General features: G+C 63.7%; 23 protein-coding genes and 2 pseudogenes. 15 read left to right on the forward strand and 10 right to left on the reverse strand.

What is annotated here, in order from left to right; translation table 11 throughout:
- The first annotated feature begins 30 nt into the window (after positions 1-30).
- From NKI95_RS04065 to NKI95_RS04100, 8 genes are all read left to right on the forward strand, one after another.
- Positions 31-492, forward strand: coding sequence for a RidA family protein (locus tag NKI95_RS04065; RefSeq protein ID WP_292655697.1), 462 nt, complete (start codon positions 31-33; stop codon positions 490-492).
- Positions 493-518: 26 nt separating this feature from the next.
- Complete coding sequence (locus NKI95_RS04070; RefSeq protein ID WP_352714348.1) at positions 519-1,724, forward strand: aminotransferase class V-fold PLP-dependent enzyme; 1,206 nt, start codon at positions 519-521, stop codon at positions 1,722-1,724.
- A gap of 162 nt (positions 1,725-1,886) precedes the next feature.
- Positions 1,887-2,834, forward strand: coding sequence for a metallophosphoesterase family protein (locus NKI95_RS04075; protein WP_352714350.1), 948 nt, complete (start codon positions 1,887-1,889; stop codon positions 2,832-2,834).
- Between the two features lie 11 nt (positions 2,835-2,845).
- On the forward strand, positions 2,846-3,193 hold the full coding sequence (locus NKI95_RS04080) for a cupredoxin domain-containing protein (protein ID WP_352714352.1): 348 nt from the start codon (positions 2,846-2,848) through the stop codon (positions 3,191-3,193).
- A 25-nt stretch (positions 3,194-3,218) separates the two neighbouring features.
- Positions 3,219-3,779, forward strand: a complete 561-nt coding sequence (locus NKI95_RS04085) for a sigma-70 family RNA polymerase sigma factor (RefSeq protein WP_352714354.1) — start codon at positions 3,219-3,221, stop codon at positions 3,777-3,779.
- A complete protein-coding gene (locus tag NKI95_RS04090) occupies positions 3,776-4,609 on the forward strand; it encodes an anti-sigma factor family protein (RefSeq protein WP_352714356.1) in 834 nt (277 codons plus the stop codon). The genes NKI95_RS04085 and NKI95_RS04090 overlap by 4 nt, the downstream gene beginning before the upstream one ends.
- A 126-nt stretch (positions 4,610-4,735) precedes the next feature.
- Entirely contained in the window at positions 4,736-5,233 is a 498-nt protein-coding gene (gene purE / locus NKI95_RS04095) for a 5-(carboxyamino)imidazole ribonucleotide mutase (protein ID WP_352714357.1), read from the forward strand.
- Complete coding sequence (locus NKI95_RS04100) at positions 5,230-6,306, forward strand: 5-(carboxyamino)imidazole ribonucleotide synthase (protein WP_352714359.1); 1,077 nt, start codon at positions 5,230-5,232, stop codon at positions 6,304-6,306. Before purE ends, NKI95_RS04100 begins: the two co-directional genes overlap by 4 nt.
- Positions 6,307-6,398: 92 nt before the next feature.
- Here NKI95_RS04100 and NKI95_RS04105 read toward each other — a convergent pair whose 3' ends face one another.
- Complete coding sequence (locus tag NKI95_RS04105) at positions 6,399-6,806, reverse strand: lysozyme inhibitor LprI family protein (RefSeq protein WP_502909104.1); 408 nt, start codon at positions 6,804-6,806, stop codon at positions 6,399-6,401.
- A 265-nt stretch (positions 6,807-7,071) separates the two neighbouring features.
- Here NKI95_RS04105 and ykgO point away from each other — a divergent pair, with 265 nt between their 5' ends.
- Together ykgO and NKI95_RS04115 are read left to right on the forward strand one after the other, a co-directional pair.
- The gene (gene ykgO, locus NKI95_RS04110; protein WP_006327841.1) at positions 7,072-7,197 is read left to right on the forward strand and encodes a type B 50S ribosomal protein L36; all 126 of its coding nucleotides are present in this window, start codon (positions 7,072-7,074) and stop codon (positions 7,195-7,197) included.
- Positions 7,198-7,292: 95 nt separating this feature from the next.
- Positions 7,293-7,892 carry a tetratricopeptide repeat protein gene (locus NKI95_RS04115; protein ID WP_352714361.1) on the forward strand — a complete coding sequence of 200 codons (600 nt, stop codon included), beginning with the start codon at positions 7,293-7,295 and terminating at the stop codon, positions 7,890-7,892.
- A gap of 110 nt (positions 7,893-8,002) precedes the next feature.
- On the opposite strand, the gene NKI95_RS04120 is transcribed toward NKI95_RS04115, so the two are convergent.
- The 5 genes and pseudogenes from NKI95_RS04120 to NKI95_RS04140 all read right to left on the reverse strand — a co-directional run bounded on the left by NKI95_RS04120 (position 8,003) and on the right by NKI95_RS04140 (position 11,164).
- Positions 8,003-8,635, reverse strand: coding sequence for an NAD(P)H-dependent flavin oxidoreductase (locus NKI95_RS04120; RefSeq protein WP_352714590.1), 633 nt, complete (start codon positions 8,633-8,635; stop codon positions 8,003-8,005).
- Positions 8,636-8,703: 68 nt separating this feature from the next.
- Positions 8,704-8,940, reverse strand: a pseudogene (locus NKI95_RS04125) (hypothetical protein); the annotation flags it as partial.
- Positions 8,849-9,085, reverse strand: coding sequence for a nitronate monooxygenase (locus NKI95_RS04130; protein WP_352714363.1), 237 nt, complete (start codon positions 9,083-9,085; stop codon positions 8,849-8,851). The pseudogene NKI95_RS04125 and the gene NKI95_RS04130, both read right to left, overlap by 92 nt.
- A gap of 205 nt (positions 9,086-9,290) precedes the next feature.
- The gene (pyk, locus tag NKI95_RS04135; protein ID WP_352714365.1) at positions 9,291-10,721 is read right to left on the reverse strand and encodes a pyruvate kinase; all 1,431 of its coding nucleotides are present in this window, start codon (positions 10,719-10,721) and stop codon (positions 9,291-9,293) included.
- The gene (locus tag NKI95_RS04140) at positions 10,718-11,164 is read right to left on the reverse strand and encodes a DUF1036 domain-containing protein (protein WP_502909107.1); all 447 of its coding nucleotides are present in this window, start codon (positions 11,162-11,164) and stop codon (positions 10,718-10,720) included. Before NKI95_RS04140 ends, pyk begins: the two co-directional genes overlap by 4 nt.
- Positions 11,165-11,449: 285 nt before the next feature.
- On the opposite strand from NKI95_RS04140, the gene NKI95_RS04145 reads away from it, so the two are divergent.
- The 4 genes and pseudogenes from NKI95_RS04145 to NKI95_RS04160 all read left to right on the forward strand — a co-directional run bounded on the left by NKI95_RS04145 (position 11,450) and on the right by NKI95_RS04160 (position 14,459).
- Complete coding sequence (locus tag NKI95_RS04145) at positions 11,450-12,247, forward strand: N-formylglutamate amidohydrolase (protein WP_352714367.1); 798 nt, start codon at positions 11,450-11,452, stop codon at positions 12,245-12,247.
- Between the two features lie 26 nt (positions 12,248-12,273).
- Entirely contained in the window at positions 12,274-12,582 is a 309-nt protein-coding gene (locus NKI95_RS04150) for a DUF1244 domain-containing protein (RefSeq protein ID WP_352714369.1), read from the forward strand.
- A gap of 65 nt (positions 12,583-12,647) precedes the next feature.
- A pseudogene (locus NKI95_RS04155) lies at positions 12,648-13,103 on the forward strand (cupin domain-containing protein); the annotation flags it as partial.
- A gap of 174 nt (positions 13,104-13,277) precedes the next feature.
- A complete protein-coding gene (locus tag NKI95_RS04160; protein ID WP_352714371.1) occupies positions 13,278-14,459 on the forward strand; it encodes an MFS transporter in 1,182 nt (393 codons plus the stop codon).
- Here NKI95_RS04160 and NKI95_RS04165 read toward each other — a convergent pair.
- The gene (locus tag NKI95_RS04165; protein ID WP_352714372.1) at positions 14,417-15,328 is read right to left on the reverse strand and encodes a LysR family transcriptional regulator; all 912 of its coding nucleotides are present in this window, start codon (positions 15,326-15,328) and stop codon (positions 14,417-14,419) included. The genes NKI95_RS04160 and NKI95_RS04165 overlap by 43 nt on opposite strands.
- A 94-nt stretch (positions 15,329-15,422) precedes the next feature.
- Between NKI95_RS04165 and NKI95_RS04170 the strand changes: the two genes are divergently transcribed.
- On the forward strand, positions 15,423-16,382 hold the full coding sequence (locus NKI95_RS04170) for an SDR family oxidoreductase (protein ID WP_352714374.1): 960 nt from the start codon (positions 15,423-15,425) through the stop codon (positions 16,380-16,382).
- Positions 16,383-16,448: 66 nt separating this feature from the next.
- Here the strand turns inward: NKI95_RS04170 and NKI95_RS04175 are convergent, their stop codons facing one another.
- From NKI95_RS04175 to NKI95_RS04185, 3 genes are all read right to left on the reverse strand, one after another.
- A complete protein-coding gene (locus NKI95_RS04175; protein ID WP_023678456.1) occupies positions 16,449-16,607 on the reverse strand; it encodes a DUF3309 family protein in 159 nt (52 codons plus the stop codon).
- Between the two features lie 93 nt (positions 16,608-16,700).
- Positions 16,701-19,877, reverse strand: a complete 3,177-nt coding sequence (locus NKI95_RS04180) for an efflux RND transporter permease subunit (RefSeq protein WP_352714376.1) — start codon at positions 19,875-19,877, stop codon at positions 16,701-16,703.
- A gap of 2 nt (positions 19,878-19,879) precedes the next feature.
- Positions 19,880-21,091 (reverse strand): efflux RND transporter periplasmic adaptor subunit, encoded by a 1,212-nt coding sequence (locus NKI95_RS04185; protein ID WP_352714378.1) that lies wholly within the window; start codon positions 21,089-21,091, stop codon positions 19,880-19,882.
- Positions 21,092-21,300: the final 209 nt, after the last annotated feature.

A 21,300-nucleotide genomic window follows, 5' to 3' on the forward strand; every position in this document is an offset into this window, starting at 1 on the left:
GGACGGCGAAAGCTGTCGCAAGGAGCTTTTATGACGCCTTACATCCGGCTCGCGGAATTGGGCCTGACACTGCCCGAGCCGCCGAAGCCCATCGCCAACTTCGTCACTTATGCCGAGAGCGGACGGCTGATCTTCCTCTCCGGCCAGGGGCCGTTGCGCGCCGATGGCGCGCTCTGCACCGGCAAGGTCGGCGAGGATGTCAGCGTGGAGGAGGCCTATGATCATGCCCGTCTGACCGGCCTGAACCTGCTCGCCGTCATGCATGCGGCGGCCGGCGACCTCGGCCGCATCGTGCGCGTCGTCAAGCTGCTTGGCTTTGTCAATGCGACGCCGACATTCAGCGAGCACCCCAAGGTGGTCAATGGCTGTTCCGATCTTTTCGCCGCCGTCTTTGATACGCTTGGCGGACACGCCCGTTCGGCAATCGGTGTCGGCTCGCTGCCGGGCAACATCACAGTTGAAATCGAGGCGGTCGTCGAGATCGCCGCCTGAAATCTTTCGAAACAGGATCTACAGAGATGACGACCTATGCCGCTGACCGTTCCAACACGACAATCCGCGAACGGCTTGGCCTTCGCCCGATTATCAATGTTTCCGGCACGATGACGGCGCTCGGCGCTTCGATCATCGTACCGGAAGCAATTGCTGCAATGTCGGAAATCGCCTCGCAATGGGTCGAGATGGACGATCTGCAGCGCGCCGCAAGTATTGTGATTGCACGCCTCACCGGCGGCGAGGCCGGCTTCATCACCGCGTGCTGCGCCAGCGGCATAACCATGGCGATTGCCGGGGCGATGACCGGAACCAGCCTTCTTGCGATCGAGCGGCTGCCGGACGACACCGAGGGCCTCAAATCGGAGGTCATCGTCCAGCTTGGCCATATCGTCAATTATGGCGCGCCGATCGACCAGTCGATCCGGCTTGCCGGAGCCAAGGCAGTGCCTGCCGGCACGGTCAGCGTCACCCAGGATTATCATGTTGCCGACGCGATCCGGGACCGGACGGCGGCAGCCCTCTACGTCGTTGCGCACCACACCGTGCAATACGGCATGCTCTCGCTCGAGGAGTTCTGCGAGATTTGCCACGCCAGGGGCGTGCCGGTGATCGTCGACGCCGCCTCGGAATACGATTTGCGCGGCTTTCTGGCGCGCGGCGCCGACATTGTCGTCTACAGCGGGCACAAATTTCTCTCAGGGCCGACAAGCGGCATCGTGGCCGGCCGCAAGGATCTGGTGCGGGCCGCCTATCTGCAGAATCGTGGCGTCGCGCGCGCCATGAAGGTCGGCAAGGAGAGCATTGCCGGCACCATGGCGGCCCTGGAAGCCTGGGAACGGCGCGACCATGCCGGCATCCGCCGGCGGGAAGAAGCCGCACTGCATCTGTGGCAAACCGCATTGCAGGGCCTGCCCGGCATCGCAGCAAACATCATTCCCGATCCGACCGGAAATCCTCTCGACCGCCTGCAGGTGTTTGTTGCGCCCGAAAGCCGGTTCACCGCAGCCGGGCTGGCCTCGGCACTGGCGGCGGGCTCGCCACCCGTCATCGTTCGCAACCACGAGGTCGAGCGCGGTCACTTCTTCCTTGATCCGTGCAATCTCCATGCCGGCGAGGCGGAGATCGTCGCCGAACGCCTGCGGGCTATATTGAGCGCTGCCGATCGGCCCGCGGATGCGATGAAACCCGCTCGCAAGCAGTCCGCCGGCGCGTTGCGCTGGCCTGACTAGCCACGACGGCTCACCTGGCCTCCTTCTCCAGTCCGGCTTCGCCAACCACCCGCCGCACCATCACGGCACTGTGAATGACTGCCTTGTCCTCGAACGGGAATAAACCACCTCCTTCGCAGGTCTCCCAAGCAGACGCCATTTCCGGCGTTGCAGGAGACCGGTATGACCCACCACCACGACAATGAAGCTGACGGCATCAGCCGCCGTCATGCACTGGAATGCATGATCTGGGCCGGCACGGGAGTGCTGTGGACCATTTCGGCCGGCGTGCCGGTTTCGCTCAGCCTGCTCGGCGCGGCGCAAGCCGCCGAGGCCTTGGCCACCGGCTTCACTTTCCTCCAGATCTCCGACAGCCACATCGGCTTCGACAAGGCTGCCAACCCGCACGCTATCGACACGCTGAAGGAGGCCATGGGCAAGATCCAGGCGCTGCCGCAAAAGCCCGCTTTCATGATCCACACCGGCGACATCACCCATCTGTCGAAGGCCGCTCAGTTCGACAACGCTGCCCAGATCATCGGCGGCGCAGGCTTCGACGTGCATTATGTGCCAGGTGAGCACGACCTGATCGATGACGGCAATGGCCAGGCCTATCTCGACCGCTACGGCAAGGGCACCAAGGGCGCCGGCTGGTATTCGTTCGACCAGAACGGCGTCCATTTCATTGGGCTTGTCAACGTCGTCAACCTGAAGGCTGGCGGGCTCGGCAATCTCGGCGCCGACCAGTTGGCATGGTTGGCCGATGATCTGAAGGCGGTCACCGCCTCGACGCCAATCGTCGTCTTTGCCCACATCCCGCTATGGGCTGTTTATCCCGAATGGGGCTGGGGCACCGACGACGCGGCGCAGGCCTTGGCCCTGCTCAAGCGCTTCGGCTCTGTCACCATACTCAACGGCCATATCCACCAGATCATGCAGAAGGTCGAAGGCAACGTTACCTTTCATACCGCGCGCTCGACCGCTTTCCCGCAACCGGCGCCGGGCACCGCAGCCTCACCCGGGCCGATGACGGTACCTGCCGGCCAGTTGCGCAGCCTGCTCGGCACAAGCAGCGTGACGGTCAAGCAAGGCGGGCAGGACCTCGCCATCATCGACAGCACGCTGGCCTGAGGGGAAATGCAATGATCCGCTTTCCAGCCCGCCTCTTCGTCGTATCCCCTGTCGCGTTCGGTTTGGCGGCGATCCTGATAATGGTTGCTATGCCACTGAACGCAGCAGACCAGCCAATGGTCAAGATCGAGAACTTTGCCTTCACACCGGCGGTGCTGACGGTAAAGCAGGGCACTACTGTGACCTTCGAGAATGACGACGACATCCCGCATCTGGTGGTCGCCAACGATGCCTCGTTTCGCTCCAAGGCGCTTGACACCGGTGACACATATGCCTTCACCTTCACCAAAGTGGGCGACTATGCCTATTTCTGCGGGCTTCACCCGCACATGCAGGGCAGGATCACCGTCGCTCCGTGAGGATGTTCGGAAGGTTCTGCCCGGGATGCCGGGCGATGCGACGGTGTTGAACCAAGAGGCCGCGGCCGAGCGCTTTCGCGAGGTGGTTCTACCCCATCTCGCGGATGCGCTTGCGCTTGCCCGCTGGCTGACCGGCAACGCCGCCGACGCCGAGGATGTGGTGCAGGAGGCATGTTTGAAGGCGCATGCGGGCATCGCCGGCTATGCCGGCGGCAATGGCCGGGCCTGGCTGCTGGCGATCGTGCGCAACGCCTGTTACTCCTGGCTGGCGCGCAACCGGCCGCGCAGTATCGTCGCCGTCGGCGACCTGAACGATCTCGACGACATGACGGCTGCGTACGGCGTCGGCCTGCCGGATACCGACAGTCCTGAGGCAAGCCTGATCGCCAAGGTCGATGCGGCGGCACTCGAGGCGGCAATCGCCGCGCTGCCGCAGCAATTTCGCGAGACCCTGGTGCTGCGGGACATCAACGGCCTCAGCTATCGCGAGATCGCGACGCTGCTTGGCGTCCCGCTAGGCACGGTGATGTCGCGCCTGGCGAGGGCGCGCGGCCTGCTGATATCCCAACTTGGGAGGGCGCCATGAGCGCGCACAATGATGGACTGCCCGATGACCCGGCGGGCATGGAGCTGATGATCCATGCATTGGTCGATGGCGAGCTCGACGCAGCAGCGGCATTGGCCGTCGAGCGACGCATCGCCGCCGATCCGGCGCTCGCCGCTGAGCATGCCCGCATCGTTGCGCTGCAGAACGCCGTCGGCGGGCTGCCGAGGCCCGACGCCCGTGAGGATTTCAAGGCTCGCATCGCTGCAATCGGGACAGCCGGTACGGAGAAAGTGCTGTCGGCGCCGGCGCCCGCCGCTCGAGTGCTGCCGGCGCACAGAGCGGTGCACCGATTTGGCGCGTTCGACTGGCGCGCGCTGGCGGCGTCGATCATCGTTACCGCCGTGCTGGCCAGCGGCGCGACGCAATGGATGATGCTGAGCAGGGCGCCCGACAGCTTTGCCGCCGCGGTCGCCAGCGGCCACCGCCGCAGCCTGCTGGCAGCCAGTCCGGTGGACGTCGTCTCGTCGGACCGGCATACCGTAAAACCTTGGCTCGATGCCCGGGTCGGCCTGTCGCCACCGGCGCCCGATCTTGCCAATGACGGTTTCACATTGCTCGGCGGCCGGGTCGAGGTGATCGCCGATCGGCCGGTGCCGGCACTGGTCTACCGGCACCGCGAGCACCTGATCACTCTCGTCGCCGCGCCCGAGGAAAGCGGCTCGACAGCCGGACCGGTCGATCTTTCTGCTGGTGGCTTCTCGCTGGTCCACTGGAGCGACAGTGCCTTTTCTTACTGGGCGATTTCCGATACCGAACGGCCTGAACTTGACGACTTCGTCAACCGCTTCCGAGCAGCGGCCGCCCGATGACCACCGCCGCCCGTTAGCCATTTGCGTAGCGACCGAAACGGCACAAGCGGCTTTCCCTTTCTGGCCATCCTTGCGGCTCCCGACGAATTCCGCTAATGCGCGCCTTTGCCGCCGGGGAGCAGAAGCTTGAACGATCAACGCGCCGACGTCGCCATCATCATGGGCAGCCAGTCCGACTGGGCGACGATGCGCCACGCCGCCGAAACGCTTGACGCGCTTGGCGTTCCGCACAAGCGGCTGATCGTCTCGGCCCACCGCACTCCCGACCGGCTCTATGACTTCGCCAAGGGCGCCAAGGCGGCCGGCTACAAGGTGATCATCGCCGGTGCCGGCGGTGCGGCGCATCTGCCCGGCATGACGGCGGCGATGACGCCGCTGCCGGTGTTCGGCGTGCCGGTGGAATCGAAGACGCTGTCCGGCCAGGATTCGCTGCTTTCGATCGTGCAGATGCCGGCCGGCATTCCGGTCGGCACTTTGGCCATCGGCAAGGCCGGCGCTGCCAACGCCGCCCTTCTGGCTGCCGCGGTGCTGGCACTGAGCGACGAAAAGCTTGCCGCCCGGCTGGATAGCTGGCGCGCCGCGCAGACCGCCAAGGTCGCCGCAGAGCCCACGGACGCGCCGTGAGTCTGCTGGCGGGATCGACCATCGGCATCATCGGCGGCGGCCAGCTTGGCCGCATGCTGGCGATGGCTGCGGCCCGCCTCGGCTACCGCATCGTCGTGCTGGAGCCGCAGCCGGATTGCCCGGCGGCACAGGTCGCCAACCGGCAGATCGTCGCCGCCTATGACGACGCGGCCGCGCTTGGCGAGCTGGCTGCGGCCAGTGCCGTCGTGACTTATGAATTCGAGAACGTTCCGGTCGCGGCCGCCGCGGCACTGGCCTCTACGGTGCCGGTCTATCCGCCGGCACGCGCACTGGAAGTGGCGCAGGACCGGCTGGCGGAAAAGAAATTCCTTAACGGCATCGGCATACGGACCGCGGATTTCGGCCCCGTCGACAATGACGACGAACTGACGGCTGCGCTGAAAAAGTTCAACGGCAGCGGCATATTGAAGACGCGCCGCATGGGCTATGACGGCAAGGGCCAGCGTGTCTTCCGCAACATGGAAACAGGCGGCTTTGCCGGCACTTGCGAGGCGATGGGCAACGTGCCGTTGATCCTGGAATCCTTCGTCACCTTCGAGCGCGAGATTTCGGTGATCGCTGCGCGCGGCATCGACGGCTCGCTCGCCGCCTACGATCCAGCGTGGAATGTCCATCGCAACGGTATTCTTCACAGCTCGACGCTGCCGGCCGAAGTAAAGTCCGAGACGGCGGCTGCGGCTCAAACGGCGGCGGCAGAGATCCTTGCGGCGCTCGACTATGTCGGCGTCATCGGCGTCGAATTCTTTGTCCTTGCCGACGGTTCGCTGCTGGCCAACGAGATAGCGCCGCGCGTCCACAATTCCGGCCACTGGACGGAGGCCGCCTGCACCGTCTCGCAATTCGAGCAGCACATCCGCGCCGTCGCCGGCCTGCCGCTGGGAAATCCCGCCCGGCAGTTCGACTGCGTCATGGAAAACCTGATCGGCGACGATGTCCGGCGCGTTCCTGAGCTGCTCGCCGAGCCCGATCTGATGCTGCACCTCTATGGCAAGGCCGAGGCGCGGCCCGGCCGCAAGATGGGCCATTTTACGCGCGTGAGCCGCCGCAGCTAGAGCATGATCCCGAACCGAAGGTCCGCGCTAGCGAAAGGTGGAATCCGGTTTTCGGAAGAGATCATGCTCAAACAAAAAGTTAGAACCTACGCTTACTGGATGTCGCCGCTCTCGTCCTCGTCGGGACTGGCGCAACTCACATCGCCTTCCGCGCAGGTCGAATCGGCGGTGAGCTGCTTGGTGCGGTCGTCGGTCAGCCGTGTCAGGCATTCCGATACCAGCATCGGATAGATCGAGCCGCCTTCGCTGTCCGCGGCGGAATAGCTGCATTCCGCGTCGCGAAAGGCGATCCAGGCGCGCTGCGCCGTCTGCAACAGCCTCCTGGCTTTTGCATCGCTTCCGCCGATGAGATCCTGGTAGGCCTTGTTGAGCTTAACGTCGGCGGATTTGGTGTCCTCGTCGGCGCAGATGTTCATCATCTGCTGGCTGTCGTCGTTGCGGTCGCATTCCTGCGCATGGGCAACAGAACCTGCCGCAAAGACGACAAGACAGGCGGACACAAGAATTCGGCGCTGATGATCTCCAATTCGCGGCAACCGCATCATTCCAGCCGTCTCAAGCCCGCGCAATGCCGCAGGCCCCAGCGGCGGATACTTTGATGATACGAAACGGTCCGTATCGTTTAGGCAACACGCTCACGGCAAGCACTTGCGGTTGACACGGGCAAGGCTCCTCGTCTATGAGCCACACACAGTTCAAAGGCGCGTCTGTGGGCGCGCCTTAATAATTCGGCCCGGGACCGGGCCCAGACCGACGGGCAAGACCATGAAGATCAAGAATTCGCTCAAGGCGTTGAAGGCGCGTCACCGCGACAACCAGCTGGTTCGTCGCAAGGGCCGCGTCTACATCATCAACAAGACGGCGCCGCGCTACAAGGCGCGCCAAGGTTGAGTTTTCGACCGGAGGCTACGTGCCTCCGTGCGCATGATACGCCTCTCACGCTAAATTCAGTTTGACGATCCGGCGTCGGGGGCTAGATTCCCGCGATGCGGATTCTTTTTGCATTTTTCACGGCTTTCCTCGTTTCCGGCGCTGTCTCGCTGCCGGCGTGGGCTGAAGATCCGACAACAGCTCCGCCGACAGCCCCTCCGGTCGTCAAGACGAAACAGGCGCGGCTCGATCAGCTGTTTGCCGATCTCAAGCGCGAACGTAATGAAAAGGCGGCCGAGCGCATCGCCGGACGCATCGGCAGCGAGTGGTCCCAGTCGGGCAGCGCCTCTATCGACCTGATGATGCAATGGTCGCAAAAGGCGATTGAAAACCAGAAATTCGATGTTGCACTCGATTTCCTCGATCAGGTGGTGACTTTGCAGCCGACCTATGCGGAAGGCTGGAACCGGCGCGCCACTGTTCATTTCATGATGAAGAACTACGGGAAGTCGATGGCGGACATCGACCGCACCCTGCAGCTCGAACCACGCCATTTCGGCGCGCTTTCGGGCCTGGCCCAGATCATGGCCGAAACCGGCCACAAGCAGTCGGCGCTCGAGGCCTGGCAGCGCGTTCTCGGGATCTATCCGATGATGCGCAGCGCCCAGGACCAGGTCGCCGCACTTTCCGAGGAGCTTGCCGGCGAAGGCATTTGAGACCAGTAAGGGAGTAGGGGAATAGGGGAGTGAGGCAGTATGTGAGAGGTGCAGATTGCACTGTGGAACACATGCGCCCTACTCCCCTACTCCCCTATTCCCCTATTCCCCTATTCCCCTATTCCCCTACAGGCCCGATCTATGCCGCTTGCTTCCGTGACGAGTTTCTCCACAAGGGCGGCGGCCGGCATTTCCCGCAGCTTCGCAACGCCCTGCCCGGCCCAAATAGGCAAGAAGTCAGCCCGCTTGCTTTCATCCTTTGCCATCGAAAGCGGCATGACCAGACTCGCCTGTAGCGGAAACGCCAGCGCAGCATCTTCCTCACCAGCCATTTCCATCACAAACCGGTTGCGCACCACGCGCGCTGGGCGGCCAGTGAAGCAGCGAGTCACCGACGTGCTCTCGTCGTTGGCCGAGCGCAATGCTACGCGATAGACTGGCTGCACATTGGCTTCAGGACAGGCCAGGAAAGCCGTGCCGATCTGCACACCAGATGCACCAAGTGCAAAGCTGGCAGCAATGCCGCGACCGTCGAAGATACCGCCGGCGGCAATTACAGGCACCCCCACGGCATCAACAATCTGCGGTACGAGTGCCATAGTGCCGGCTGTGCCGATAGCAGGGTCGCCAGTGAATGTGCCGCGGTGCCCACCCGCCTCGTATCCCTGGGCGATAATGGCGTCCACCCCTCCTGCCTCAAGCTGGCGCGCTTCCGAGACGGTGGTAGCCGAACAAAAGACAATACTGCCGGACTGCCGGCCGCCTTCAACTGCTGCACAATTGCGGTGTCGGGTAGACCGAAGTGGAAGCTGACCACCTTCGGGCGCAGCTCGAGCACAATTTCGAGACGCTCACGATCGAAGGTGGGGAAGGGCTCGCCCGGCTCGGGCACCGGTCCGAGACCGACCTCCTCATAGCAGCCGCGAAGGCGGTCGCGCATGCTGTGGGCTGCCGCATCATCGCGTGCCGGCGCCGGGTGCGCAAAGAAGTTGACGTTGATCGGACGATTGGTGGCGTGCTGTGTCGCCGTCGCGGATAGCCGCCGCAGGCAGAATGCCGCATCCGAGCGAGCCAAGCGCCCCGGCATTGCTGACTGCCGCCGCGAGTTCCGGCGTGGTGATGCCGCTCATCGGCGCCTGGATTATCGGGTGCTCAATGCCGAGGAGTTCCAGAAGATCAGTGCGCATCCACATTGGATCACCCTCCTCTTTCTCCCAGGAGAGATTACCTTAACTGACTTCCAGCTCAAGTCGGATAGGGCCTTCGAACCGCTTCACGGCCGGCCACAGGCTGGTGCAAGCTGGCGGAGTTCGGCGTCGATCTACCGTCGATGCGCCGGGCTGGCGCCGCGTTTACGACGCGCCATGCAGCCGGTCCATCCGGCAGCCGCCGCCGACATTAGCGGCCGACTTCCGATCCGACATAGGCGATGCGCAGCATGTTGGTCGATCCCGGCGTCCTCAGCGGCACGCCGGCCGTGATGATGACGCGGTCGCCCGGCTTGCCGAAGCCCTCGTCGAAGGCGATGCGGCAGGCGCGGTCGACCATGTCGTCGAGGTCGCTGGCATCGGGGGAGACGACGCAATGCGTGCCCCACAACAGCGACAGCCGCCGCGCCGTGTTGAGGATCGGCGACAGCGCCACGATCGGCACTTGCGGCCGCTCGCGCGCGGCGCGCAGGCCGGTTGTGCCGGACGCGGTATAGGTGATGATCGCCGACAGCTTCAGCGTCTCGGCTATTTCGCGGGCGGCGAGCGAGATCGCGTCGGCTCCGGTCGCTTCCGGTTCCGAGCGCTGCGCGTTGATAATGCCGGCATAGGTCGGGTCGGTTTCGACCTTGGTGGCGATCCGGTTCATCATCGCCACCGCCTCGACCGGATAGGCGCCGGCGGCGGACTCTGCCGAAAGCATGATCGCGTCGGCGCCTTCGAACACGGCGATCGACACGTCCGACACCTCGGCGCGCGTCGGCACCGGCGCGGTGATCATCGATTCCAGCATCTGCGTGGCGATCACCACCGGCTTGCCGGCGCGGCGCGCGGCGCGGGTGATCTGCTTCTGGATGCCAGGCACGGCTTCGAGCGGCATCTCGACGCCGAGATCGCCGCGGGCGACCATCAGCGCATCCGAAAGCTCGATGATCTCGGCCAGCCGGGCGACGGCCTGCGGCTTTTCGATCTTGGCCATGATCAGTGCCCGGCCGCGTGCGATCTTGCGCGCCTCGGCCAGGTCCTCGGGCCGCTGCACGAAGGACAGCGCCACCCAGTCGACGCCGGTCGCCAGAACCGCGTCGAGATCCCGGCGGTCCTTTTCCGTCAGCGCGCCGACCGGAAGGTCGGTGTCGGGCAGGCTGACGCCCTTCTTGTCGGAAATGGTCGTGCCGGCGACGACGGTGCAGACGATCGCCTTGCCGTCGCTGCTGACCGCCTTGAGCTCGAGCTTGCCGTCGTCGATCAGCAGGCGATGACCAGCCTCGACCGAACGCAGGATTTCGGGATGCGGCAGGTAGACCCTCGTCGAATTGCCGGGCTCGGGATTGTCGTCGAGCGTGAAGGTCTGGCCTACGGTCAGCACCTCTTTGCCGTTGGCGAACTTGCCGACGCGCAGCTTTGGCCCTTGCAGGTCTGCGAGAACGCCGATCGGCCGGCCGACGGCCTCCTCGACGGCACGAATGCGGCCGACGAGCGTCCGCATCAATTCATGGTCGGTGTGGCTCATATTGATGCGGAACACGTCGGCGCCGGCTTCGAACAGCTTCTTCAGCATCTCCTCGGACGAGGAGGCCGGACCGATGGTGGCGAGTATCTTGACCTTGCGGCTGCGTCTCATTGACTGTTTGTTCCCGGGGCGGCTGGAGCGCCTTCCGTTGCGGGCTCGTCAGTCAGCTGGACCATCCAGCTTGCCTGCTCGCCCGTGTCATATTCCTGGAATCCGGCGCGCTGAAAGCCCCGGGCGACGCAATCGGTAACGCCGGCGATCTTGAACTCTTTTTCGGCCACGCACATGTTGATCGGGCCATCCCAGCGTCCGCCGCGCTCGGCGTCTTCTGCATAAAGATAGTAAAATCTTGATGACAACGGTCCCTCGATCAGCGTCTTGCAGCTCGACCCTTCGATGTGCCACCAGCCTTCGGTGATCCAGCCGGCCTTGGCGCGATAGCCGATGCCGACGCCGACCAGGTTCTGCGTGGCGTTGCAGACCCGGAAATCGGCCCGTGCCGGCGAGGCCGAAATCACCGCGAAAAGGCCCATGGCCGGTATCAGGAGCGGCATGGCCAAGGCATGGCGCACACGCAGCCTGCCGGCGAAACCCATCCCGAAACCCCTCAAGAACCACATTTGCATCTCTCAACGCCCCTTTTCGGAAAAGTCCGCACGCATGTCAACGCGCCGATCTGTCCAATTCCAATCGATTTAGAAGGCTCTGGCGCGCCTGCGGTCGCCCCTGCTCAGTTTTTTGGCAGAAACCGTGGCCAAACAACGGCATTGCGCGAGCGTTCTCTTCATGGAATGACATACCACCCTCCCCGGAAGCCAGCGAACAGACCTTTCCCGCCAATGACCCGATCCACAGTTTTCGCGCCTTTCGACATCGTCGAAGGCGACCGCAAGCGCGGCATGGTGCTTCTGGCCGATCACGCCCGCCGCGACCTACCGGAGGAGTATGGCAGCCTCGGCCTGCCGGCAGCGGAGTTCGACCGCCATATCGCCTACGACATCGGCGTCGAGACTGTAACCCGCGAACTCGCAAGTCTGCTCGGCGTTCCGGCGGTGCTTGCCAATTTTTCGCGACTGCTGATCGACCCCAATCGCGGCGAAGACGATCCAACGCTGATTCGCCAGCTCTATGACGGCACCGTCATCCCGGGAAATTATCCCATGGTGCCGGAGGAGCGCGAAAGACGGCTGGACCGCTTTTACCGCCCCTATCATGATGCCATCGGCGCCATGATCGCCTCTGTGGCGCAAGCATCCGCGCAGGCACCCTTCATCTTTTCGGTGCATTCCTTCACACCGACCATGCAGGGCTTCGTGCGGCCGTGGCACGTCGGCATATTGTGGGACATCGACGACCGCGTGGCACGGCCGCTGATCCACATGCTCTCAGAGGACAACACCCTCATCGTCGGCGATAACGAACCCTATGACGGCGCACTGCGCGGCGATACCATGTTCAGGCACGCCATCGTCAACGGCTTTGCCCATGCGCTGCTCGAGATCCGCCAGGACCTGATCGCCGACCGCAAGGGTGCCCTCGACTGGGCCGAACGGCTGGCGCCGATCGTTGACGCGATAGATCGACGTGCCGATATACATGCGGTGAAAATATTCGGCTCGCGCACCGGGCCGGTATGATGGAGGCCCAAGGGAGGCAACAGAACATGACCGAACTCAGCGACGAACAAAAGCGCGATTTCGAAGCCGCTGCCTTCCGCCGGCTGGTCGCGCATCTGCGCGAGCGTTCCGACGTACAGAACATCGACCTGATGAACCTCGCCGGCTTCTGCCGCAACTGCCTGTCCAACTGGTACCGCGATGCGGCGCAAGCCGAAGGTGTCGAACTCAGCAAGGACCAGTCGCGCGACATCATCTACGGCATGCCCTATGCCGAGTGGCAGGCACTGAACCAGATCGAAGCCTCCGATGCCAAGAAGGCCGAGTTCGAGGCAAGGCGCCCCAGGGATCACTAGGGTCACCATCGATCGCACTGAGCCACCTTCACGAATAGTTTTTGTTGCCAAATGGGAGGACTACCGTGCCTAGGATCGACGTTGCCAACGTGCCCGGACGCAAGGGCTCATCCTATCCACCGCCGTTCGATGCACCTTGTGCCGAACGCGTGCGGCAGCGGCTGGGCAACGCCGGCGGGCTGACCGACTTCGGCATCAATCTCATGCGCCTGCCGCCGGGCGACTGGTCGAGCCAGCGCCACTGGCATTCGCACGAAGACGAATTCGTCTACGTGCTTGAAGGCGAGCTGGCGCTCATCGAAGATTCCGGCGAGACGGTGTTGCGCGCCGGTGACTGCGCGGCCTTTCCGAAAGGCTCAGGCAACGGCCATCACATGATCAACAAATCGGGCGCGATGGCGATCTATCTCGAAGTCGGTTCGCGCTGGCCCGACGACGTCACCACCTGCTCCGACATCGACATGATGAGCACCAACGCCGACGGCCGCTTTTTGCACAAGGATGGCGTACCTTATCCCGAGCCGTACGGATTTCGGAGTGGACCGCCGAGATGGTTGGCCGACGCGAGAGGACGTAGCGCCACCCGCGCATCATGGCGCCGTCTGGTCCAAGCACTTTCGGCGAAGAGCGCTTGACTGTGAATTGAATCGATCTAATTTGCCGCGCAAAGCCATTTCCGAACCGGATTCTACCCGATGGACGCGCAGAAAATCATGCAGACCGCGATTCGTGGACGCTGGGCAGTGGCCTGCATCTTCCTCGCCAACGGCTTTCTGACCGGCAGCTGGGCGCCGCAGATCCCGGTGTTCCTGACCCGGCTGGACATCAGCAAGTTCACGCTCGGCCTGCTGATCCTGTTGTTCGGTGCCGGCGCCGTCACCGCCATGACCTGGTGCGGCCATCTGATCTCGAAGCATGGCTCGCGCACGGTGCTGCGCTGGTTCGGACTTGCCGGCAGCTTCGGCCTTTTGGTCGTGGCTCTGGCCCCCAACGTGCCCTTGGCGGCCGTCGCCATGTTCATCTTCGGCGGTTCGATCGGCGGCATGGACGTCGCCATGAATGCCAATGCAGTGGCAGTCGAACGGCGGCTGTCCCGTGCCATCATGTCGTCCTCGCACGGCTTCTGGAGCCTTGGCGGTTTCGCCGGCGGCGCTTTGGGGGGTTTCGCCATCCAGAACTACGGTCACCTCGCCCATGCGACAGTGGTGACGGCTCTTGCCTTTGCCGTCATCGCCGTAGCGATCCGCTACCTGATCGTCGAGGACAAGCACCCAGTCGCCGAGCACCACAAATTTGCTCTGCCGGCAAACCCGCTGGTCTATCTGGTTGGGCTGATGGCGCTGCTGACGATGATCTCCGAAGGTGCGGTACTCGACTGGGCGGCGCTGTATCTCAGGCAGGAGCTCGGCGCCGATCTTGCCATCGCAGGCCTGGCCTATGCCGCCTTTTCCGGCGTCATGGCCGTCATGCGCTTTCTCGGCGATGGCGTCCGCAACCGTTTCGGTGCCGTTACGACGCTGCGCGCCTCGGCCCTTGCCGCTGCTGCCGGCATGCTGGTGGCCGGGCTGGCTCCCTCGCCTTGGCTGGCCATTGCCGCCTTTGCCTTTTGCGGCCTCGGCATTGCCAACATGGTGCCGATCATCTTTTCGGCCGGCGGCAACCAGGAGGGCATGGCGTCCGGCACCGGCATGAGCGTCGTCACCACAATGGGTTACTCAGGCATTCTGGTGGCGCCGTCGGCGATCGGCTTCATCGCCGAACACTCGAGCTTCGGCCCGATCTTCGTCGCTCTCTCTGGGCTACTGATCGTCGTGCTGGTGATGGCTGGGCTCGCTCACCGCGCCGAATTTGCTGCCGAGCCTGCACCGGCTGAATAGCGCTTGAACTCTTCGTACAGGAAATCCGCCACGCGGCGGATGCGCACGCTGGTACGCACGTCCCGGTGCATCGCCAGCCACACCGGCAGCGTCGGCAGCGGGAGACCCGGCAGCACTGTCTCGACCAGCGCATCGCGCTCAGCCAGCGGCTCCTGGCCAAAGCCGATGCCGTTTCCCGCCCGCACCGCCTCCCAAAGCACGATCTGATTGTCGGTCCTGAAGCGGAAGGCATTGCGGGTGAGCGCGACGCCGAATTGGACGAAGCCGCGAATGATCTCATCGCTGCGGTCGAAGCCGACCAGATCGTGGCCGGCCAGATCGCGGGCCTCGCGCGGACGGCCACGCCGGTCGAGATAGGATTTTGCCGCGCAGGCGCGGAGCGGAATGTCGGTCACCTTGCGCGCGACCAGTTCACTCTGCGCCGGCTTAACCATGCGGATGGCAATGTCGGCGTCGCGACGCAGCAGATTCTCGACCTGGTTCGAGGCGACGATCTCGACCTCGATGCCTGGCTCCTCGGTCCCAAGCCTCGCTGTCATTTCCGGCAGCACATAGGCCGCCACCACCTCGCTGGCGGCAATGCGCACCGTGCCCTCGATCGCCTCGACCGATCCCAGCGCCAGCAGCGAAAAGGCGCTCGCTTGTTCGCTCACCGCGCGGCCCCGTTCAAAGAGCGTGCTGCCCGCTTCCGTGAGCGCATAGCCGCGCCGGCCGCGCCGGAACAGGGTGACGCCGAGCGCCTGTTCCAGCTCGGCGATGTGGCGGCCGAGCGTCGGCTGGCTTGCGGCAAGTTTTCGTGCGGCCGCCGACAGGCTGCCGGTCTCCGCGACGGTGACGAAACTCTTGATCAGGTTCCAGTCGATATCCATTCAAAATTGAATATCAGACCGCCAGCTTTAGTCAATTTTCATTCGTTTGCGAGGAGATCACATTGCGGTCGTAGCGCAAACACGGAGACGAACAATGACCAAGATCGCAATTCTCGGCGCCAATGGCCGGCTCGGCCGCACGGTGGCCAAGGCCTTCCTCGATGCCGGCTACGACGTTCGCGCCGTCACCCGCAGCGGCAAGGTGCCGTCGGAGCTCAAAGGCGCCACGGCGATCGCCGGCGACGCGCTCGACCGCGATGCGCTGATCCGCGCCACCGACGGCATTGATATCATTTTCAACGGCCTCAACCCACTCTACACCGACTGGAGCAAATGCCTGCCGATGGCCGAGAATGTGATGGCTGCCTGCCGGGCGAATGGCGCGCTGCATCTCTTCCCGGGCACCGTCTACAATTACGGCTCGCCGATGCCGGCGGTGATCACCGAAGACACGCCGTTTCGCCCGACGACGGAAAAGGGCCGTATCCGCGTTGCGATGGAAGATCTGTTTCGCCGCGAGGCCGACGCGGGTCGGGTGCGCACGATCCTGCTGCGCGCCGGTGATTTCTTCGGCGGCACCGGCGGCGGATCGTGGTTCGATCTGGTTGTTGCCGCCAAGATGACCAAGGGCGTGTATACCGCGCCGGGGCCGGTCGATCTGGTACATGAATGGGCCTTTCTGCCAGATCTGGCCAAGGCCTTCGTCGGGCTGGCTGACAATCTCGACAAGATCGGCTCCTACGACGCGCTGAACTTTCCTGGCCATGCGGTATACGACCTGGAGATCAAGGCGGCCGCCGAGAAGGCGCTCGGGCGCTCGCTGAAACTGACCTCGATGCCGTGGTGGGTGCTGCGTGCCGGCAGCCCGTTTGTGGCGATGTGGCGCGAGATCGTTTCGATGTCCTATCTCCGCTTCGAGCCGCACCGGCTGGCTTCAGGCAGGCTGGAAGGCATTATCGGTGCGATCCCGCACACGCCGCTGGAAAATGCAGTGTCGGAAGCGCTCGAGGATATCGGCATCGCCACGCTCAAGACGACGCAAAAAGTTGCCTAACAACAAACCAAAAAAAGGCGGATGGCCAGATGGTCATCCGCCGCTTGTCACGACCAATGATTGCGGTCAGATCCGGCCCATCAACAGCAGCACCAGGACAACGATCAGAATGACGCCGACGATGCCGGATGGTCCGTAACCCCAGGACCGCGAATGCGGCCATGCCGGAACCGCGCCGATCAGAATAAGAATAAGAATAATGATGAGAATGGTGCTGATCGTCATCAGAAAATCCTCGCTTTGAGGTTGCAATGACGGAACAATGCAGAAGGCCGCCCATTGTTCCCGGGCGGCCTTTGCTTGATTGGGGACGTCGATCTATTCGGCGGCCTTCGGGAAGGCGATCGCCGGTTCGGTGCCCAGATCGGCCTCCAGGCCCTCCGAGGTGATCTCGGGCTTGCCACGCCCGAACAGGCGGCTGAACCAGCCCCGACGCGCACCGGGTTTGACCTTGGCGCGAGTGAATACCATCAGCATCGACGGCGTCACCACCAGCGTCAGCACGGTGGCGAAGGACAGCCCGAAGACGATCGCCGAGGACAGCGATATCCACCATTGCGTCGACGGCGCGTTGATCGTCGTCTCATGATGGAAGATTTCGAGGCCGAGGCCGAAAGCGATCGGCAGCACGCCGAGGATCGCCGACACTGCCGTCAGCACCACCGGGCGGGCACGTTCGCGGCAGGTCTGCAGAACGGCTTCGTATTTGTCCCAGCCCTCTTCGCGCAACCGGTCATAGGTGTCGATCAGCACGATGTTGTTGTTCACCACCACGCCGGCCAGCGCGATGACACCGATGCCCGACATGACGATACCGAATGCCTCTCCCGTCAGCAGCAGCCCGAGGAACACGCCGATCGTCGCCATGACCACGCAGGACAGCACCAGCCAGACGCTGGTGAACTTGTTGAACTGCGCCAGAAGCACGATGAAGATCAGGAAGATCGCCGCGCCGAAGGCTTTGCTGAGGAAGGCACCGGCCTCCGCGCTGTCCTCGTTCGAACCGGCAAGCTTCCAGCGAATGCCGCTGCCGAGGTTCATGTCTGCGACAGCTTTGGTGACCTCCTGCTGGACGGCAGCCACCTGGGCGCCGGCAGCGACGTTGGCCTGGACGACCACCGTTCGCGCGCCGTCGATGCGGTTGAGGATGCCGACCGTCGGCTCCGGCTTGCGCACGACGAAGTTCGAAATCGGCACCGAGCCTTGCGCGGTCTGAACACGCAGTTCGTCGAGCGTCGACAGCGTGCGCCGATCCTCAGGCAGGCGCAGTCTGATGTCGACGGCATCATCGGCGCCGGCGGGCCGGTACTCGCTGAGCTTCAGCCCGTTGGTCACCAATTGCACCACCGTCCCGACCGCGGTCGGGCTGATGCCGTACTGCGCCGCCTTGGCGCGATCGACCTCAAGCGCCCAGTCGACGCCGGGCGGCGCCAGGCCGTCGGAAATATCGATGACCCCGGGTACCTTGGCAATGCGCGCGGCGACGGCGCGGGCCTTGTCGTCAAGGCCCTTCGGATCGACGGCCGAGAGCCTGATCTGGATCGGCTTGCCGGTGGGCGGGCCGGCTTCCGGCACGCGAACCTCGACGTCGACACCGGGAATGCCGGCCATCACGCCGCGCAGTTCGTCGAGGATTGAATTCGCCGATTTACGCTCACGCCAGTCGACGAATTCGTACTGGATTACGCCGACCACGTCTTCCGGAACGTCCTGGCCGCCGCCCTGCGTCTTGCCGACACGGGTATAGACGGACTTCACGCCCGGCCAGCCGAGCAGCCGGTTTTCCGCCGTCTTGGTGGCCGCATCCATTTCGGCAAGCGAAAGATTGCCGCGGGCGTGGACATAGAGCAGACCGTAGTCAGGCTCGACATTCGGGAAGAATTCGACGCCGGCGCCGAATTTCGAATAGGCGTAGCCGACGCCGAACAACAGCGCCACAGTGAGGACAAGCACGGTGATGGGATAATGCACCGCCTGCTTGACCACGGCCATGTACCAGCCGTCGCGATTGTCGTCGGGGTGGTGGGCCGGCGCCTTGGCGAATATGGCGCCCAGCGTCGGTGCGAAAACCAGCGCATAGAGCATCGAGGCCGAGAGCGTCACGATCAGCGTGATCGGCATATATTTCATGAAGTCGCCGATGATGCCCGGCCAGAACAAAAGCGGCGAGAAGGCGGCAATGCGGGTCATCGTCGCGGCAATGACCGGGCCGGCCATGCGCTTGGCGGCAAGCGCGAACGCTTGTTCCTTCGGCATGCCCTCGCTCATGCGTCGCTCGGCGAATTCGGTGACGATGATGGCGTCGTCGACCAGCATGCCGACCGCCAGGATGAGACTGAACAGCACGATCATGTTGATCGTGTAGCCCATCATCGCCAGCAACAGGATGCCGATCAGGAAGGATGAGGGGATGGCCAATCCGATCAGCAGCGAGGCACGGCCAGACAGGGCATAGAGGATAACGATGAACACCAGGATGACGGCGATCATCACGTGGTTCTGCAGGTCGCCAAGCAGCTGGTTCACGAACACGGACTTGTCTTGCGTGTAGGTGACGTGCATGCCCTCCGGCATCGTCTTGATGAAGGCGTCGGACACCTCCCTGACCTTGCCAATCGTATCGATCAGGTTGGAGCCGATGCGCTTCTTCACCTCGATGGCAATCGCCGGCTTGCCGTCGAGGCGGGTAACCGTCTCGGCGTCCTTGAAGGTCGAGCGGATGGTGGCGATATCCTTGGCCTGCACCACCGCATTGGGGCCGGCGACGACCGGAAGCGCCGCCACATCCTCTGGCGTCTCGATAAGCGAAGGCACCTTGACCGCGTATTTGCCCTCGGACCCTTCGATGTTGCCGGCGGCGACAAGGCTGTTGGAAGCGCCGACCGCACCGATCAACTGGTCGAGCTGCAGCCCATAGGAAGACAGCTTCATCGGATCGATGACAACTTCGACGAGGTCGTCGCGGGCACCCTGCAGCGAGCCCTCGAGCACGCCAGGCACTTCCTCGATGCGGTCGCGCAGTTCGCGCGCCGCCGCCGTCAGCACGCGCTCAGGCACCTCGCCCGACAGCGTCACGACCAGGACGGGGAACTCGGAGATGTTGACCTCGGAGACCACGGGCTCCTCAGCCGCTTGCGGCAGGTCGGCCTTGCCGTCCTGCACCTTGCTGCGCGTGTCCTGCAGCGCGGTGGCGAGATCCGTCTGTGGCTGGAATTCGACCAGCACATAACCGCCGCCCTGGAAGGCGGCCGAGCGCATCTCCTTGAGGCCCTTTAGGCTCTTCAGCTTGGCTTCCATCGGCCGCAGCAGGAGGCGTTCGGAGTCTTCCGGCGAGATGCCCTGGTAGATCAGGCTGACATACATCATCGGAATCGGAACGTCGGGTTCCGCTTCCTTCGGCGTCGACTGGTAGGCGACCGCACCGGCAAGGATGAGAAAGACCAGGACCGCAATGGTCAGCCGGGCATTGCTGATTGCAAGTTTGACGATGTCCATGATTACTGCGTCCCGGTCGTCGCTTCGCCCAACAGCTTTTGAATGGTCGCCTGGTCGGCCTCGACCGGCTTGACCGCTTCGCCTTCCTTCACCAGCTCCTGGCCAGCGACGATGATGCGGGCGTCGGCCGGAATGCCACCAAGCACCAGGCCGGTCGGCGTGTCGTCAACCAGGTCGATCGGGAAGAACACGACCTTGTCGTCCTTGTCGACGGCGCGGATGCCGAGGTCGCCCTTGTCGCCGAGCGTCACCACCGAGCGCGGCAGCATCACGGCGTCGGTCGGCTGGGCGCTGAGCGCGATTTCGGCCGTCATGCCGGCTGGTACGGAACCATCAGCGTTGGGGATGGCGACTTCGACCCGGAAGGTACGGGTTGCCGAAGACGCATCCCGGCTGATGTAGCGCACGATGCCTTCGACATTCTGGCCGCTGACCAGACGCACATTTGCCTTGTCGCCGATCTTCAAATAGCCGAGATCGCGTTCGCTGACCTCGCCGCGTGCAATCACCGGATCGAGGCTGAGAATGGTAGCCACCTCGCCGCCCTGCATCACCGAACTGCCAAGCTCCACCGGCACCCGGTCGATAACGCCGTCGAAGGGCGCCTTCACCTCATTGCGGTCGAGCTCAGCTTGCGCGGCGTCCAGTTGCGACTTGGCCAGCGACAGGTTGGAGCGGGCCGTATCGAGCTGCAGCGTCGGCAGATTGCCGGTTTTCATCAGCCGCAGGGCCGCAGCCAGCTCGGCCTCACGTTGCACGACAAGCTGCTTGGCGTTGTCGACCGCCGAGATTTTTTCCTCGGCGGCAAGCATCAGGATGAGGTCGCCGGTCTTGACGTGCTGACCCTGCTTGACCGGCAGCTTGTCTATGACTCCGGCGACGCGTGTCGCCAGGACGGCGCGCTTGTCGGCTTCGGTCAGTCCGGAAATGCGGATAGCGCGTGCATAGGTGCGCCGCGGCGGGGTTATGATCGCGACCGTGCGCAAGGGCGCCTTGGGCTGTTCTGCCTCGGCAGTCCCCGGCTTGGCAGCCCCCTGTTCGCCAGTTTGGGGCTTACCTGAGTCGGCGGCCTTGGGCTGCTCGACCTCTCCTGCCTTGGGCTTGTTGTCGGCGGACGCGCTGCCGACGGACGAGAATTCGCCTGTCGCCATCCAGCCGGCGAACCCGATGAGCACAACAATGGCTGCAAGCTTGTGAAACCTGAATTTCGGCATCGTCATTTTTTCCAGTGCGCGGGGTTCGGCCAGGCCGCATCTTTTACTTGGGGCGCGTCGCCGATATGGGTGCGCGCGAGGCCGTATTCAAATTGCCGTGATCGGCGAAGCGCGCTTCTACCTCAAAGTTGCATCGCAATATAGTCAGAAATGTTGATGGATTGTTGCTTTGTCCGCAAAGATGCGGCTGCAGCATCGGCTGTTGATCG

It is taken from the genome of Mesorhizobium sp. M0306 (assembly GCF_040321655.1).
In the GTDB taxonomy this organism is placed as follows: Bacteria; Pseudomonadota; Alphaproteobacteria; order Rhizobiales; family Rhizobiaceae; genus Mesorhizobium.

Bases quoted from the DNA above. Each gene is read 5' to 3' on its own strand.
- NKI95_RS04065 (WP_292655697.1), top strand. From the start codon at position 31: ATGACGCCTTACATCCGGCTCGCGGAATTGGGCCTGACACTGCCCGAG.
- NKI95_RS04070 (WP_352714348.1), top strand. From the start codon at position 519: ATGACGACCTATGCCGCTGACCGTTCCAACACGACAATCCGCGAACGG.
- NKI95_RS04075 (WP_352714350.1), top strand. From the start codon at position 1,887: ATGACCCACCACCACGACAATGAAGCTGACGGCATCAGCCGCCGTCAT.
- NKI95_RS04080 (WP_352714352.1), top strand. From the start codon at position 2,846: ATGATCCGCTTTCCAGCCCGCCTCTTCGTCGTATCCCCTGTCGCGTTC.
- NKI95_RS04085 (WP_352714354.1), top strand. From the start codon at position 3,219: ATGCCGGGCGATGCGACGGTGTTGAACCAAGAGGCCGCGGCCGAGCGC.
- NKI95_RS04090 (WP_352714356.1), top strand. From the start codon at position 3,776: ATGAGCGCGCACAATGATGGACTGCCCGATGACCCGGCGGGCATGGAG.
- ykgO (WP_006327841.1), top strand. From the start codon at position 7,072: ATGAAGATCAAGAATTCGCTCAAGGCGTTGAAGGCGCGTCACCGCGAC.
- NKI95_RS04115 (WP_352714361.1), top strand. From the start codon at position 7,293: ATGCGGATTCTTTTTGCATTTTTCACGGCTTTCCTCGTTTCCGGCGCT.
- NKI95_RS04130 (WP_352714363.1), bottom strand. From the start codon at position 9,085: ATGTGGATGCGCACTGATCTTCTGGAACTCCTCGGCATTGAGCACCCG.
- pyk (WP_352714365.1), bottom strand. From the start codon at position 10,721: ATGAGACGCAGCCGCAAGGTCAAGATACTCGCCACCATCGGTCCGGCC.
- NKI95_RS04140 (WP_502909107.1), bottom strand. From the start codon at position 11,164: ATGCCGCTCCTGATACCGGCCATGGGCCTTTTCGCGGTGATTTCGGCC.
- NKI95_RS04145 (WP_352714367.1), top strand. From the start codon at position 11,450: ATGACCCGATCCACAGTTTTCGCGCCTTTCGACATCGTCGAAGGCGAC.
- NKI95_RS04150 (WP_352714369.1), top strand. From the start codon at position 12,274: ATGACCGAACTCAGCGACGAACAAAAGCGCGATTTCGAAGCCGCTGCC.
- NKI95_RS04160 (WP_352714371.1), top strand. From the start codon at position 13,278: ATGGACGCGCAGAAAATCATGCAGACCGCGATTCGTGGACGCTGGGCA.
- NKI95_RS04165 (WP_352714372.1), bottom strand. From the start codon at position 15,328: ATGGATATCGACTGGAACCTGATCAAGAGTTTCGTCACCGTCGCGGAG.
- NKI95_RS04170 (WP_352714374.1), top strand. From the start codon at position 15,423: ATGACCAAGATCGCAATTCTCGGCGCCAATGGCCGGCTCGGCCGCACG.
- NKI95_RS04175 (WP_023678456.1), bottom strand. From the start codon at position 16,607: ATGACGATCAGCACCATTCTCATCATTATTCTTATTCTTATTCTGATC.
- NKI95_RS04180 (WP_352714376.1), bottom strand. From the start codon at position 19,877: ATGGACATCGTCAAACTTGCAATCAGCAATGCCCGGCTGACCATTGCG.
- NKI95_RS04185 (WP_352714378.1), bottom strand. From the start codon at position 21,091: ATGCCGAAATTCAGGTTTCACAAGCTTGCAGCCATTGTTGTGCTCATC.